The sequence below is a fragment of the Limibacillus sp. MBR-115 genome, from assembly GCF_040549425.1.
Taxonomy (GTDB): domain Bacteria; phylum Pseudomonadota; class Alphaproteobacteria; order Kiloniellales; family CECT-8803; genus Limibacillus; species Limibacillus halophilus.
Genome location: NZ_JBEPTJ010000006.1, coordinates 1 through 13,724 on the forward strand (window position 1 = coordinate 1; position 13,724 = coordinate 13,724).

At 61.9% G+C, this 13,724-nt stretch carries 13 protein-coding genes; 9 read left to right on the forward strand and 4 right to left on the reverse strand.

The window, feature by feature from the left end:
- The coding region (locus tag ABIE63_RS12695; RefSeq protein ID WP_354504886.1) for a hypothetical protein at nt 1–1,533 on the forward strand (1,533 nt) is incomplete at its 5' end.
- A gap of 755 nt (nt 1,534–2,288) precedes the next feature.
- On the opposite strand, the gene ABIE63_RS12700 is transcribed toward ABIE63_RS12695, so the two are convergent.
- The 3 genes from ABIE63_RS12700 to ABIE63_RS12710 form a co-directional block, all read right to left on the reverse strand.
- A complete protein-coding gene (locus ABIE63_RS12700; RefSeq protein ID WP_183417805.1) occupies nt 2,289–2,534 on the reverse strand; it encodes a DUF2312 domain-containing protein in 246 nt (81 codons plus the stop codon).
- 189 nt (nt 2,535–2,723) lie between these two features.
- Complete coding sequence (locus ABIE63_RS12705) at nt 2,724–3,026, reverse strand: DUF1244 domain-containing protein (RefSeq protein WP_354504887.1); 303 nt, start codon at nt 3,024–3,026, stop codon at nt 2,724–2,726.
- 71 nt (nt 3,027–3,097) lie between these two features.
- Entirely contained in the window at nt 3,098–4,102 is a 1,005-nt protein-coding gene (locus ABIE63_RS12710; RefSeq protein WP_354504888.1) for a 4-hydroxyproline epimerase, read from the reverse strand.
- A 104-nt stretch (nt 4,103–4,206) separates the two neighbouring features.
- Here ABIE63_RS12710 and ABIE63_RS12715 point away from each other — a divergent pair, with 104 nt between their 5' ends.
- The 8 genes from ABIE63_RS12715 (at nt 4,207) to hpnE (ending at nt 13,084) form a co-directional block, all read left to right on the forward strand.
- The gene (locus tag ABIE63_RS12715; protein WP_354504890.1) at nt 4,207–5,088 is read left to right on the forward strand and encodes an N-formylglutamate amidohydrolase; all 882 of its coding nucleotides are present in this window, start codon (nt 4,207–4,209) and stop codon (nt 5,086–5,088) included.
- Nucleotides 5,057–6,190: a carboxylate-amine ligase gene (locus ABIE63_RS12720; RefSeq protein ID WP_183417801.1), complete on the forward strand. Its 1,134-nt coding sequence runs from the start codon at nt 5,057–5,059 to the stop codon at nt 6,188–6,190. Before ABIE63_RS12715 ends, ABIE63_RS12720 begins: the two co-directional genes overlap by 32 nt.
- Nucleotides 6,191–6,363: 173 nt before the next feature.
- A complete protein-coding gene (locus ABIE63_RS12725; RefSeq protein WP_354504892.1) occupies nt 6,364–8,718 on the forward strand; it encodes a xanthine dehydrogenase family protein molybdopterin-binding subunit in 2,355 nt (784 codons plus the stop codon).
- A complete protein-coding gene (gene cysQ, locus ABIE63_RS12730) occupies nt 8,715–9,491 on the forward strand; it encodes a 3'(2'),5'-bisphosphate nucleotidase CysQ (RefSeq protein WP_354504893.1) in 777 nt (258 codons plus the stop codon). The genes ABIE63_RS12725 and cysQ overlap by 4 nt, the downstream gene beginning before the upstream one ends.
- 2 nt (nt 9,492–9,493) lie before the next feature.
- Nucleotides 9,494–10,099, forward strand: a complete 606-nt coding sequence (locus tag ABIE63_RS12735; RefSeq protein ID WP_354504895.1) for an HD family hydrolase — start codon at nt 9,494–9,496, stop codon at nt 10,097–10,099.
- A 41-nt stretch (nt 10,100–10,140) separates the two neighbouring features.
- Nucleotides 10,141–10,995, forward strand: coding sequence for a squalene/phytoene synthase family protein (locus tag ABIE63_RS12740; RefSeq protein WP_354504896.1), 855 nt, complete (start codon nt 10,141–10,143; stop codon nt 10,993–10,995).
- The gene (gene hpnD / locus ABIE63_RS12745; RefSeq protein WP_354504898.1) at nt 10,992–11,837 is read left to right on the forward strand and encodes a presqualene diphosphate synthase HpnD; all 846 of its coding nucleotides are present in this window, start codon (nt 10,992–10,994) and stop codon (nt 11,835–11,837) included. Before ABIE63_RS12740 ends, hpnD begins: the two co-directional genes overlap by 4 nt.
- A complete protein-coding gene (gene hpnE / locus ABIE63_RS12750; RefSeq protein WP_354504900.1) occupies nt 11,834–13,084 on the forward strand; it encodes a hydroxysqualene dehydroxylase HpnE in 1,251 nt (416 codons plus the stop codon). Before hpnD ends, hpnE begins: the two co-directional genes overlap by 4 nt.
- Before the next feature lie 31 nt (nt 13,085–13,115).
- Here hpnE and ABIE63_RS12755 read toward each other — a convergent pair whose 3' ends face one another.
- Nucleotides 13,116–13,598, reverse strand: coding sequence for a copper chaperone PCu(A)C (locus ABIE63_RS12755; RefSeq protein ID WP_354505055.1), 483 nt, complete (start codon nt 13,596–13,598; stop codon nt 13,116–13,118).
- Nucleotides 13,599–13,724 lie beyond the last annotated feature (126 nt).

Below are 13,724 nucleotides of genomic sequence, written 5' to 3' on the forward strand. Positions count from 1 at the left end.
CCCCTGGCGTTCCTGAATGCCCGGCTGCCCGATACCGACGAGGATGACCTGCTGGAGGCCGAAGGCCTGATCTCGGCGGCCGAGACCACGCTGGCGGAACAGAGCGCCAACGCCGATGACCCCTTGACCGCCAAGCTGATCGCTACTCGGGCGGAGGAGGCCAAGTCCATGATGGCCGCCCTGGCGGGCGAGAAGGCCATCCGTGAAACCTCCCTGCCGTCGTCCTCTGACTTCGAGACGGGGTCTTCGACCCGTCGCCATAACCCTCACCCTGAGGAGGGGCAACAAGAGGCGGGGAGGGGCGAAGCCCCGACAGGGACGAGACAAAGCCCCGTCTCGAAGGGTGGCGACGCTGGCAGCAGCGGCGCCGGTAGCCCCAGCCAAGCCGCAGCCAAACCGCAGGATGATCCAGTAAAAGCCGATCCGCCTCAGTCCGATCCACCGGCAGACTTCGATGCGGAGCGCAACGAGGCCCCGGCCCAGGCGGATCTGGAGGCCGTGAAGGCCGACGCGCCGCTGCTGACCCAGGCTCAGCAGGAGCGCCTGCGCGGTGAGGCGCTGTCCAAGGCCGAGGCGAGCAGTCAGTCCTTTCAGGAGGAACGCCAGCGCCTTCTCAATCAGCCGATCCCCGACACCCAGGCCCTGGTGGCCCTGGAAAAGCAGCACGACGAAGGCCTCGATGCCTTGCTGCAGGACCTGCAGGCGCAAGGCGTCGCCCCGCCGGAGCCAGAATTCCGCCGTCTGGAGGGGGCTGACGCCCTGGGCGGTCTGATCCTCGATCTGCTGCCTGGCATCGGCGAACTACGCAGCGCCGAGGATGCGGTGGAGTCCTTCGAGGCGACCGCCAAGTCGCTGGAAGAAGGCGACATGCTGGGAGCCGCCTTCAACGGCGCCATGACACTGTTGGATGGCCTGGGGACCGTGCCGGTCGCAGGCAAGGCCGCAAAGATCGCCGGGTTGGGCGTCAAGGGCCTGGCCTCTTCCTTCCTTGGCATCGCCGCTCGCCAGGCGACGCGAAATCCCGAGCGCCATGCAAAGGAATTCTCCGACTGGGCGGGGGAGATCATCGAGACCGGCCGCGCCAGCAGCAAGGCCCGCGTCGTCCCGGCGGGCCGGCTGAGCCCGGAGGTCAAGGGCTTCCTGGAAGAAAAGGGCATCGAGATCACCAGCGACGCCATCGTCGCCTTCGACAAGCGCATTCTTCGCATGGTGCGGGACTCCAAGACTGCCGGTGGAAGGGCCCTGCCTCAAGAGATGATCCAGAAGATGCCGGAAGCCCTGGCCAACCCAAAGGCCGTGCTGTTCGACAAGGCAGATAACATCAGTCGTGGCAGAAACCGCTTGCTCTACGTCGTGGAAATACCGGGCGAGGATGGTAAGGCTGCGAAATTCGTCGTGGATATCGAATTCCCTACAACAACACGGGAGGGTAGGTCCGTCCAGCCCACGGTCATCAGCGCAGGCCGGGTACAAAGCGAATCCCTAATAAATGACGGCAGCTTTGACGTTATTGCCGGTTCGCTGCTGGAGTAACTCTCACAGAATTGAGGGTGGTTGCCAGGGTGGGTCGCCCATCTCCCACATACCGCCACGGGCCAAAGCCAACGGCGCCCAGGATCAAGCGTTTTCCCTGACGTCCTGGCAACCACTGGTAAGATAGTGCGATGGCGCTTAAACAGCAAGAGGTTGTATGTTTTCAGAGGGCCATGGGTGTGATCATCGCGGTGGGTCGCCTATCTCCCACATACAGTTTCACTGCTACCAGGGCAGGATAACCCCCAGGACCTAGCGATTTTCCTGACGTCACGACGATCACAATATCAAATTAAGGGTGTATATAATCTAAATCAAGAGATCGAACTGGTGGTTGCCAGGGTGGGTCGCCCATCTCCCACATACCGCAGCCAGCCAAAGCCAGACGCGCCCAGGATCAAGCGTTTTCCCTGACGTCCTGGCAACCACTGGTAAGATAGTGCGATGGCGCTTAAACAGCAAGGGGTTGTATAGAGGTTAAACGCCTCGCCCTCATCCTTCGAGACGGTGACTGCGTCACCTCTTCAGGATGAGGGGTCTTCGACCCATCGCAACAAAATCCTCGCCCTGAGGAGGGGTCGAATGACCCCGTCTCGAAGGGTGAGGGCGGCCAACAAGAGGCGCGGAGGGGCGAAGCCCCGACAGGGAACGACAAGAGGCGCGGAGGGGCGAAGCCCCGACAGGGAACCGACAAGAGGCGCGGAGGGGCGAAGCCCCGACAGGGAACCGACAAGAGGCGCGGAGGTCGTCCGGCGTTACGCCATGCCGATGGCGGTTTTGTAGAGATCGAGGAGTTCTTCCTGCTCAGCGCGGTCGCTGGCGTTCATCTTACGGAGGCTGATCAGCTTGCGCATGACCTTCGTATCGAAACCGTTGCCTTTGGCTTCGGCATAGACTTCCTTGACGTCTTCAGCCAGCGCTTTCTTCTCTTCTTCAAGGCGCTCGATGCGCTCGATGTAGGATTTTAGCTGCTCACCCGTCACGCCGGCGACATCCGCCATGCTGGCACTCCTTCAAATCTGTTGGTCTGACAAATCAGTACTGATCGCCGTCCGGCCTCCGCTGTTCAGAACGAGGCCGGAAGCTTTGCTGCGGGCGGGGAGACTAGCCCGCGGCAAAGCCACTGGCAAGCGCCCCCGGATGCACCCTCGGATACCCCCTCGGATACCCCCGAATGACCGGATTACGGGTTAGTGATTGGCTTGGGATTGGCTACGCAGGAACTCCGCCTGTTGCTCGGCGGTCGGCTCGGTGTGATAGCGCTTCTTCCATTCGTTGTAGGGCATGCCGTAAATCTCCGCACGGCTTTCCTCGTACTCCCGTTCCGCGCCGAGATCCGTGAGTGCGGCGTGATACCATTTCGACAGGCAGTTGCGGCAGAAACCGGCCTGGTTCATCAGGTCGATGTTCTGCACGTCGGTCCGCTTGCGAAGGTGTTCCACCAACCTGCGAAACGCCGCGGCTTCCGCCTGGATCGTTTTATCGTCGCTCATGTTTGCCTCCTGAATGATCAAGTCCCGGCTCAAGGTTTCTATGTAGGTACGCTTGCGAGGCCTGTCACCCATTAAACCACGAGGAAGCCCTCGGCGAAGGGATCGCGCTCGTCGATGAAGATCGTGTTGAAGCCGGTGATGCGCGCCCAACCCTCGATCGAAGGAATGATGCCCGGCTTGTTGCCAACCGTCGTTTCGTTCTCGACCCGGCCCTTGAACAGCGAGCCGATGATCGATTCGTGAACGAAACTGTCGCCGACCTTCAAACGGCCCTTGGCGGCAAGCTGGGCCATGCGGGCCGAGGTTCCGGTGCCACAGGGGCTGCGGTCGATGGCCTTGTCGCCATAGAAAACCGCATTGCGCGCGTCGGCGCCCGCGACCGTGGGCGCGCCGGTCCAGAGGATGTGGCTGACGCCCCGGATGGTTTCGTTCTCCGGGTGAACCACTTCCAGTGTCTCGTTTAGAATGCGCCGCAACTGCGGGGAGAGGCGCTGGATATCGCCCGGCGAAAGCTGGGCCATGTCCTGGTAATTCTCCTGCGGCTCGACGATGGCGTAAAAATTGCCGCCGTAAGAGATATCGACCGTCAGGCGCCCTAGCTCCGGGCAGTCGACCGTGACGCCTTCGGCCGCCAGATAGGAGCCGATATTGACGATGCGGACCGAATCCACATGCGCGCCGTTTTGCGTGTAGTAGGCATCCACCCGGCCCGCCGGCGTTTCCAGGCGTAGCAGCCCGGGTTCGCGCGGGGTCGCCAAACCACGCTCGATGGCGAAGGTGACGGTGCCGATGGTGCCGTGCCCGCACATCGGCAGGCAACCGCTGGTCTCGATATAGAGGACGCCGATGTCGCAGTCCTCGCGCGTCGCCGGATAGAGGATGGAGCCGGACATCATGTCGTGTCCGCGCGGCTCGAACATCAAGCCGGTGCGAATCCAGTCGAAGTGCTTGAGGAAGTGCTGGCGTCGCTCGCTCATGCTGGTGCCCTGCAAAAGCGGCCCGCCGCCCGCCACGAGCCTGACCGGGTTGCCGCAGGTATGTCCGTCTATGCAGAAGAAGGTGTGATGGCCCTTCATGATTTGTCCTTCGATGAGCGCCCTGCTGCGGTGCGGCCAATGCTGACCAAAGCCGGAGCCGAACGTTGAATGCTTGTTGCCGGGGAGGTTATAGTCGCATCCCCATGTCCGAGAATTTGACCCAGGAAATGCCGCGCTTCAAGAGCCAAGAGCACGCAGGGCCGTCGCCGCTTTTGGCACCGGATGAACCCGCGCCATTCCGCTTGCTCAACCCGGAAGGCCGTGGACGGAGGGCCTTGCTGGTTTGCGACCATGCAACGAACTTCGTGCCGCGCGCGCTGGACGGACTTGGCTTGCCGCCCGACGAGATTAGCCGCCATATCGCCTACGACATCGGCATTGCCGGGGTCGCGGAGCGGCTCTCGGCCCTCCTCGATGTCCCTGCAATCCTCAGCCACTTCTCTCGGCTGATCGCCGATCCCAATCGCCCACCCGACGATCCGACCCTGGCCGCGGCGGTCAGCGACGGCACGATCATCGCGGCTAACCAATCGCTCACCGCCGCCGAACTGGCGCTGCGCAAGGCGACCTTCTACGACCCCTATCATGCGGCAATCGCCAGCCAGCTCGACCGGATGCTGGAGACGGGGCCTCGCCCAGCCTTCGTATCGCTGCATTCCATGACGCCCATGATCCGAGGCGAGCGTCGCCCCTGGGAGGCCTGCATTCTATGGAACGACGATCCGCGCTTGCCGAATCTGGCCTTCGAAGACTTACGCGGTCGCGGGCTGATCGTTGGTGACAACGTCCCCTATTCAGGGCAGGACGGTCACGGCTGCACCGTGCATCGCCATGCCGAACCGCGCGGGCTTGCCAACATCCTCTTTGAAATTCGCCAGGATCTGATCGATACGCCCGCCGGTCAGGAATACTGGGCCAGCTTGCTGGCAGAGACACTTTCGTCCATCCTTGCAAAGGCGGACCTGGACCGGAACTGGAACGAGGAGCGGCAGCGTGACGGAACCCAGCTTCACGGTAGGGATTGAGGAGGAGTATCTCCTTGTCGACAAGAGCACGCGCGATCTGTGCCAGAGCGTTCCCAAAACCCTGATCGATGAATGCGTGGCCGCCTTGCCTGAAGGGCAGGTGACGCCTGAATTTTTGCAGGCGCAGATCGAAATCGGCACACGCAAGTGCGACAATATCAAGCAAGCCGCCAAGGAAGTCGCGCAGTTGCGCCGCGTGGTGGCCGAAACTGCCGGGCGGCACGGATTGGCCCCGATCGCCGCCTCGACCCACCCTTTCGCCGCGTGGGACGTGCAGCAACATACAGACAAAGAACGTTATAACATACTGGCCCGTGATATGCAGGGTGTGGCGCGCCGTCTGGTGATCTGCGGCATGCATGTCCATGTCGGCTTGGATGATGACGAGTTGCGCTGTGACCTGATGGGCCAGATCACCTATTTTCTGCCGCACCTTCTGGCGCTTTCGACTTCCTCGCCCTTCTGGCGGGGACAGGAAAGCGGCCTCAAGTCCTATCGTATCGCCGTGTTCGACGAGCTCCCGCGTACCGGATTGCCGGAGAGCTTCGATAGCTATGGAGAGTTCAAGCGGCATATCGATGTGCTGATCGCCGCCGGTGTGATCGAGGATGCCAGCAAGCTTTGGTGGGATGTGCGGCCGAGCCAGCGTTTCCCCACGCTTGAATTGCGCATCCCCGATGTCTGCACGCGCCTGGAGGACGGCATCACGGTGGCCGCGCTCTATCTGTGCTTGCTGCGGATGCTCTACCGGCTCAAACGCAGCAATCAACGTTGGCGGCGCTATGGATTGATGCTGGTGCAGGAGAACCGCTGGCGCGCCCAACGCTATGGCGTGGACGAGGGGCTGATCGATTTCGGCAAGGGCGTGATCGTGCCCTATCCCGATCTGTTGGAAGAGATACTCGATCTGGTGCGCGAGGACGCCCTGGCACTCGATTGTCTGGAGGAGGTGGAGCGGGCCCGCGAGATCATCCAGCGAAAGACATCGGCACACCGGCAGCTCGCACTTTACCACCGCGCGCTGGATCAAGGAGCGAGCAAGGAAGACGCACTGAAGTCAGTGGTGGATTTCCTCATGGAAGAGACCGTGGCGGGCCTTTGAGCATTGCGAATTGTCCGGCAGCACTTGTCTTGTCGTCGCCACAGCACCCCCCACAAACCGCGATTACATTGGATTGCGGGCTTGTTGCACTGCTTACGGCTTCCTAAGATCGCAACCGAAAAAGGCAATTAAAGCAGGCCGCAAATCGCGCCGCGTGCAGGAGAAATGAAAGCATGAGAAAATTCGGGGTGGGCCAGCCGCTGAGGCGCTTTGAAGACCAACGGCTCTTGACCGGCGAGGGAAGCTATACCGACGATCAGCGTCCGGAAGGGGCGCTTCAAGCGGTCGTGCTGCGCAGTCCGCATGCGCATGCGGTGCTGGCATCGATCGATTGTGAGGATGCACGGGCCTTCCCCGGCGTGCGCGCCGTCTATACCCACGCTGAACTCGATGCCGCCGGGATTGGTGATATCCCCTGTTTGACGCTCTTCCCCGGAAAGGGTGGCAAGCAAGCCATTACGCCCGGCCATCCCGTGCTGGCGCGCGGTAAGGTGCGCCACGTCGGCGATCCCGTTGCTTTCGTGGTCGCCGAGACCTTGGAGCAGGCACAAGATGCCGCCGAAGCCATCATGGTCGACTTTGATGATCTGGAAGCCGTGGTGGACCTGGAAGCAGCCATCGCCCCAGGCGCGCCGCAGGTTTTCGACGAGGTGCCGGGAAATGTGTGCTTCGATTGGGATATCGGTGATGCGGCAAAGACCGAGGCTTTGCTGGAGTCCGCCGAACGGGTCGTTGAGCTTTCGCTGGTCAACAGCAGGATCGTCGTCAATTCGCTTGAACCCCGGAACGCCATTGGGGAATACGACCCAGCCAGCGGCCGTTTCACCTTGACCACGTCGACCCAGGGCGTTTTCAAGCTGCGTGATCAGTTGGCGGACAAGATTTTCAAGCTTCCGCGTGACCGGTTCCGTGTTTTGACACCGGACGTTGGCGGCGGCTTCGGCATGAAGATATTTCTCTATGCCGAGCAGGTGCTGGTGTTGTTTGCGGCACGCGATCTCGGCCTGCCGGTGGTATGGAACGGCACGCGAAGCGAATCCTTCCAATCCGACAGCCAGGGGCGCGATCACCTTAGCAAAGTCCGCGTGGGCCTCGACGCTCAGGGGCGGATGAAGGCCCTGCATGTATCGACCCTGGCGAACCTGGGTGGGTATCTATCCAACTTCGGGCCCTATATTCCAACGGCCGCCGGCGCGAAAATGCTCTCCGGCCTTTATGGCCTGGAGGCTGTTTATTGTGAGGTAAAGTGCGTTCTGACCCACACGGTTCCGGTTGACGCTTATCGGGGGGCCGGGCGTCCCGAAGCGGCGTATCTGCTGGAGCGTTTGGCTGACTATGCCGCTACCGAAATAGGCCTGACGCCGGAGGAATTTCGACGCCGCAATTTCATTCCGAAGACGGCCATGCCCTTCGATACCGCAACCGGAATTACCTATGATTCCGGGGATTTCACGCGGGTCATGGAGCGCGCCTTGGAGAAAGCGGATTGGTCGGGGTCGGTTTCTCGCAAGGAGGCTGCGGCCAAGGCAGGACGGTATCGCGGTATCGGCATCGGCTGCTACATCGAGGCCTGCGCGGGTATCGGCGAGGAGGAAGCCAGGGTTCGCCTGGATGAAGACGGCGGCATGACGGTTTTCGTCGGAACGCAGACGAATGGCCAGGGGCACGCGACGGCCTATTCCCAGATCATGGCAGAACAGATCGGCATAGACCCGGCTATGGTGCGGCTGCGCCAGGGCGACAGCGATGAACTGTCCCAGGGTTCCGGCACGGGTGGATCCCGATCCCTTTTGATGGGGCGCTTGGCGATTGAAGGCGCTAGCGAAAAGGTTATTGAGCGCTTGCGTCGCATCGCCGGATTTCTTCTGGAAGCCGCGCCCGAGGATATCGAGCTTGCGGATGCCAAGTTCGCCATCGTCGGCACCGATCGTCACGTGGGGTTGGCCGAGATAGCACGGAAGGTCTATGCGCAGTCTGAAAGTTTGCCGGAGGCACTGCGCGGCGAGGTTCTGGAAGCCTATATTGCTAAGAACCCGCCGCTAACCTACCCCAACGGCTGCCATGTTTGCGAACTGGAGATCGATCCGGAGACCGGCCGTTTGATCATCGATCGTTACACGGTCGTCGACGATTTTGGCACTATCGTCAATCCATTGCTGGTCGCCGGACAGGTTCATGGCGGCTTGGCGCAAGGTTTGGGGCAGGCTTTGCTGGAGGTCACGGCCTACGATCCCGAGAGCGGGCAGTTGTTGACCGGATCCTTTATGGACTATGGCATGCCGCGCGCCGACGACATGCCCCGGATCGACTTGGAATTTATCCAGGATATTCCCTGCGCAACCAATCCTTTCGGGATCAAGGGCGCGGGCGAGGCAGGGGCCATCGGCGCGCCGCCAGCGATTGTCAACGCGTTGGTCGACGCCTTGAAACCATTGGGCGTGCGGCATCTGGACATGCCTGTAACGCCGGAAAAACTTTGGCGGCTAGCCAACGGGCTAGGCGATCAAAAAGGGGAGGCCGCCGAGTGAACGACATAGCGGCCTTGTTGCCCAATGTAACCGCGATCGCCGAGGATGCCGGGCGGGCGATCCTGGATATCTATCGTGACGAGAGTCGTACCGCCGAGAGGCAGAAAGACGATGCGTCGCCGGTCACGGCGGCAGATGAGGCGGCCGACGCATTGATCCTCTCGGCGTTGGGCAGCCTGACCCCAGAGATTCCGATCATTACCGAGGAAAGTTTCGCACCTGATCGCCTGCCGGATCTTTCGGGCGGCCTTTTCTGGTTGGTCGATCCGCTGGATGGCACCAAGGAATTCCTCAGCCGAAACGGCGAGTTCACCGTCAACATCGCCCTGATAGAAAGCGGTTTGCCGGTGTTGGGTGTCGTGCATGCGCCGGCACTGGATAGAACCTGGACCGGTGCCGGGCCGGGAAGTGCTGCGTTCCGAGATCAAGGGGCCGATGCCGTATCCGTACGCGTACGCTCGGCGCAGATGAACGCCATAACCGTTATTGCCAGCCGCCGCCACGGCAGCGGCGGCGAACTGGATCACTTCCTGTCGCGGTTCAAGGTCGCTGAGCGGGTGTCCGCGGGTTCATCGTTGAAGTTCTGTCTGATCGCCAGTGGACAGGCCGACCTCTATCCCCGCTTCGGGCGCACGATGGAGTGGGATACCGCCGCGGGCCATGCGGTCCTGCTGGCCGCCGGGGGACGCGTCGAGCGCAGCGACGGCGCCGCTTTCGTCTATGGCAAGGCGGGCTTCGAGAATCCGGCCTTCGTCGCCTATGGGGGGCTTTGAGCGTGGCGGTTCGTCGTGAAAGCAAAACCGCTCCCCGGGCATGGCAGCGAATGTTGTCGGGCCGCCGTCTTGACCTGCTGGACCCAACCCCGCTGGATGTCGAGATCGAGGACATAGCGCTGGGCCTGTCTCGCGTCGCCCGCTGGAACGGACAGACCGTGGGAGATTGGTCTTTTTCGGTCGCACAGCACAGTCTGTTGGTCGAGGAAGTCGTCGCACGCCTGCGCCCTCAGGCACCCAACAAGTGGTTGCTGGCGGCTTTACTGCACGATGCATCGGAGTATGTCGTCGGCGACTTGATCTCGCCCTTCAAGGCGGCGGTCGGTTTCGACTACAAGGCCTTCGAGAACCGCCTGATGGAGGCGATTCATATTCGCTTCGGGCTGCCGCCGCAATTGAGCAAGGAGGCTCAGCGGGTGATCAAGCGCGCCGATCACGTCGCGGCCTACCTGGAAGCCACACAGCTTGCCGGGTTCGGCGATAAGGAGGCACGGAAGTTTTTTGGGCAGCCGGGAAGCCACGTGCAGGACCTTCGTCTTGCTCCCTTGAAACCGGATCAGGCGCGGGCCCGGTTCCTCAAGCGCTTCAGAGCGCTTACACCATCCTGAGGCGCGCGACAGGGTCTTTGAGATCAGTTAGCGTGGCTGCCATGAAACAGCGGGACCCCAATGAACCACTCCAGGGTAAGACAGCGTCACAGGAGAACTTCCCAGTGGCGTCGCGCCTGTTGGCGCGCGATAAGCGCGCCACGGTGATGGCTTACTACGCTTTCGCCCGCGCAGCCGACGATGTGGCTGATGCGCCAGACATCCCGGCCGAGCGCAAGCTTGCTGATCTCGCTGCCTTCGAGAAAGGATTGCTGGAAGGAACGGGGCCGATTCAGCCTGCACTCGCGCTCCGGGGAGAGCTGATGAACCGGGCGTTGCCGCTCGATCTCGCCGGTCAGTTGCTGACTGCCTTTCGTCAAGACGCGGAGGGTGTGGAGATCGCAACCTGGAGTGATCTGCGTGCCTACTGCCGATACTCAGCGAATCCGGTGGGCCGCTTTCTGCTGGCGCTTCACGGCGAGGATGCAGCGCTTGAAGCGCAGAGTGATGCGCTTTGCAGCGGGCTGCAGATCCTCAACCATTTGCAAGATTGTAAGTCGGACTGGCAAGCCCTTACCCGCTGTTATCTACCGGGGAATTGGATGGCCGAATGCGGCTGCGATATCGGGGACCTGGAAGCAGAAGCCAGTTCACCGGGCTTGCGCCAAGTGTTGGACCGTTGTCTTGATGAAACGGGGCGACTGCTGTCCAAATCAGCGCCGCTCGCCCGCTGTATTAAAGACCGGCGCCTGGCTTTTCAGGCGGGCACCACACAAGCCCTGGCTGTAAAATTGCTGTTACGCCTGCGCAAGCGCGATCCTTTGGCCCGGTCGGTCCGGCTGTCCCGGTTCGATTTCCTGGTTGCGGCCCTATCCGGCTTCATTGCCGCAATGGGTTCGCGAAGGGAGGCGGCATGATGGACGCGGCGGCAGCGGAGAGGGAAGCACTGCGAATCGTGCGCGATTCCGGCAGTTCCTTTTTCTGGGGCATGCGCCTTGTCTCGGCCCCGCGCAGGCGCGGCATGTATGCGCTTTACGCCTTCAGCCGGGCCGTTGACGATGTGGCCGACGGCGACGGTCCTGTAAAGGAGCGTTTGGCGGGTTTGGACGCCTGGCGCGAGGAGATCGAAGCGCTTTATGCGGGATGCCCACAGACACTGATTGGCAAGGCCTTGCAGGGTCCGGTTGAGGAGTTTGATCTGCCGAAAGCGGAGTTTCTGGCCCTGATCGAGGGCATGGCGTCGGACCTGGCGACGCCGGTTTGTGCGCCTTCCTGGCAGGATCTCGCGCAGTACTGCCGCCGGGTCGCCGGCTCGATCGGTGTGCTGACCCTGCGTATCCTGGGATTTCCGGCGACGGCGGACGACCGCTTGGCCATCGCGCTTGGCGAAGCCCTGCAACTCACCAACATCTTGCGGGATTTGGCCGAGGATGCGCGTCGGGGAAGACTCTATCTGCCTGCCGAGATTCTGGCCGAGGCCGGGATCGGATCATCCCTTCCTGATGCGGTCTTGCGCGACCCCAAACTGGCGTTGGCTTGCGGTCGGGTGGCCAAGCACGCCGAAGCGGACTTTGCCGAAGCGCGCAGCGAGATTCAGCGGCGCGGCAGCCGCTCCTTGTTGGCGCCACGGATCATGCTAGCGTTCTATGCCCGCTTGCTGGTCAAGCTGTCGAACCAAGGCTGGCGGCCACATGAACCTGTGCGCCTTTCCGCTCCAGAGAAGCTATGGCTTGTTTGCCGGGAACTGCTGCGGCGATGAGCAGGGTACATGTCATCGGTTGCGGATTGGCCGGATTGAGCGCGGCGGTTCGACTGGCGGCGGCGGGCCTGAAGCCTCTGCTTTACGAGCAATCCGGTCACGCCGGCGGGCGCTGTCGGAGCTATCGGGATCCAGCCCTCGAATGCCTTCTGGATAACGGTAACCATCTGCTGCTCAGTGCCAACCGCGAGGTCCTGGCTTATCTCGATCTTCTGGATGCAAGACGCGGGCTGCGCGAGAATTTGCCTGCGCGGTTTCCCTTCGTCGATCTTGCCGACACGCGCCGTTGGGCCCTGAATTTGGAATCCGGCCGGCTGAAAGGCGCCCTGGATCTTTGCAAGGCCTTGCCCGGCGTGCGCCCGCGCGACCTGTCGGCGCTGCTGCGATTTCTGTTTGTCCGCGAGGGGGCGGTGGTGACGGACCTCGTGTCATCCAACCACGCACTGTATCGTCCTTTGATCGAACCCTTGACCCTGGCTGTGATGAACGGCCCGCCGGAGGCGGTGTCGGCAAGCCTTCTCGCTCGGGTACTGCGACAAACCTTGTTCAAGGGCGCATCCACCTGTCGCCCGCTGCTGCCCGCCGAAGGCCTCGGCCCGGCGCTGGTCGAGCCGGCCCTGGCGTTTCTGGCGGAAAGAAACATTCAGCCGCTTTATCATCATCGATTAAAGGATATCGGCCTGTCGGCCGGAGGCGTCGATCATCTCGAGTTTGCCGCCGGGCGCAGTGATTTGAAGCCGGGGGAGGCTGTCGTTCTGGCCATTCCGCCCTGGGGCTGCGATGCGTTGCAGGAACGCTTCCTCCCTCAAGTGGAAACCAAGGCCATCGTCAATCTGCATTACCGGTTGCCCAAGTCGGTCGATCACAAGACCCTGGAGCCCTTCCTGGGTGTTCTGGGCGGCAGGATTCAGTGGATTTTCAGGCGCGGCGATGTGGTTAGCGTAACGATCAGCGATGGCGAGCGCTGGATGGCGGATGCACCGGAGACACTGGCCCAAATGCTATGGCCCGAAGTGGCAACGGCCTTGCAACTGGGCGAGATCGATACGCCGCCTTTCCGGGTCATCAAGGAGCGCCGCGCAACTCCCTTGCAAAGTCCGGCAGCGGCAGGGCACCGTCGCGGAAGTCGCACGGCGTTCTCCAACCTGTTTATCGCCGGCGATTGGTGCGATACCGGTTATCCAGCCACGATCGAGAGCGCCGTCCTGTCTGGCCGTTTGGCGGCAGCGGCAATCCTGTCTAGGTGATGATTTCCGCCGGGGGTTGGAGTCCTGGGAGTCAGTTGGTCGTGTGGCTGGAGCCGGAGTGGTTGCCCATATGGCCGTCCATAGCGCCACCCATGTGGCCAATCGGCATGACCATCACGGTCGCCGTGACCTCCGCGCCGTCGTCGAACATCAGCTTGACATCGAAATGCTCACCTTCCTTAAGCGCCCGGGTCAGCCCGAAAAGCATGACATGCAGGCCACCAGGCTCCAGGGTCACGGTCTCGCCCGCTGGAATCTCGATTTCCTCCATGCGGCGCATTTTCATGACGCCGTCGACCATTTCATTGCTGTGCACCTCTGCGCGCTCGGCAAGGCTCGTTTCCGCCGAGACCAGACGTCGCGGCTCCTGGCTCTGGTTGGTGATCTCCAAAAAGACGGCTCCTGTATGTCCGGCACCCATGGTGACCCGCGACCAGGCGTTGTTGGTGGAGAGATCACTTGCCATGGCTTGCGTGGCGGCAAGGAGGAGCGCGGCGGCAAAGAAGCTGAACATCAGTCTCACGGGGATTCTCTCCGGATTGTTGTGGCGAGCGCAGCATAAAGTCCAGAGTGCGGTAGGGCAAAGGTCAGAAGCGTCGCAGGGATCGCTACAAAGCATGATCTGGGTGGTTGCCTCGCG

Excerpts from the sequence above, each read along its gene's own strand:
- ABIE63_RS12700 (WP_183417805.1), bottom strand. The coding sequence starts at position 2,534 with ATGGCGGATGTCGCCGGCGTGACGGGTGAGCAGCTAAAATCCTACATC.
- ABIE63_RS12705 (WP_354504887.1), bottom strand. The coding sequence starts at position 3,026 with ATGAGCGACGATAAAACGATCCAGGCGGAAGCCGCGGCGTTTCGCAGG.
- ABIE63_RS12710 (WP_354504888.1), bottom strand. The coding sequence starts at position 4,102 with ATGAAGGGCCATCACACCTTCTTCTGCATAGACGGACATACCTGCGGC.
- ABIE63_RS12715 (WP_354504890.1), top strand. The coding sequence starts at position 4,207 with ATGTCCGAGAATTTGACCCAGGAAATGCCGCGCTTCAAGAGCCAAGAG.
- ABIE63_RS12725 (WP_354504892.1), top strand. The coding sequence starts at position 6,364 with ATGAGAAAATTCGGGGTGGGCCAGCCGCTGAGGCGCTTTGAAGACCAA.
- ABIE63_RS12740 (WP_354504896.1), top strand. The coding sequence starts at position 10,141 with ATGAAACAGCGGGACCCCAATGAACCACTCCAGGGTAAGACAGCGTCA.
- hpnD (WP_354504898.1), top strand. The coding sequence starts at position 10,992 with ATGATGGACGCGGCGGCAGCGGAGAGGGAAGCACTGCGAATCGTGCGC.
- hpnE (WP_354504900.1), top strand. The coding sequence starts at position 11,834 with ATGAGCAGGGTACATGTCATCGGTTGCGGATTGGCCGGATTGAGCGCG.
- ABIE63_RS12755 (WP_354505055.1), bottom strand. The coding sequence starts at position 13,598 with ATGTTCAGCTTCTTTGCCGCCGCGCTCCTCCTTGCCGCCACGCAAGCC.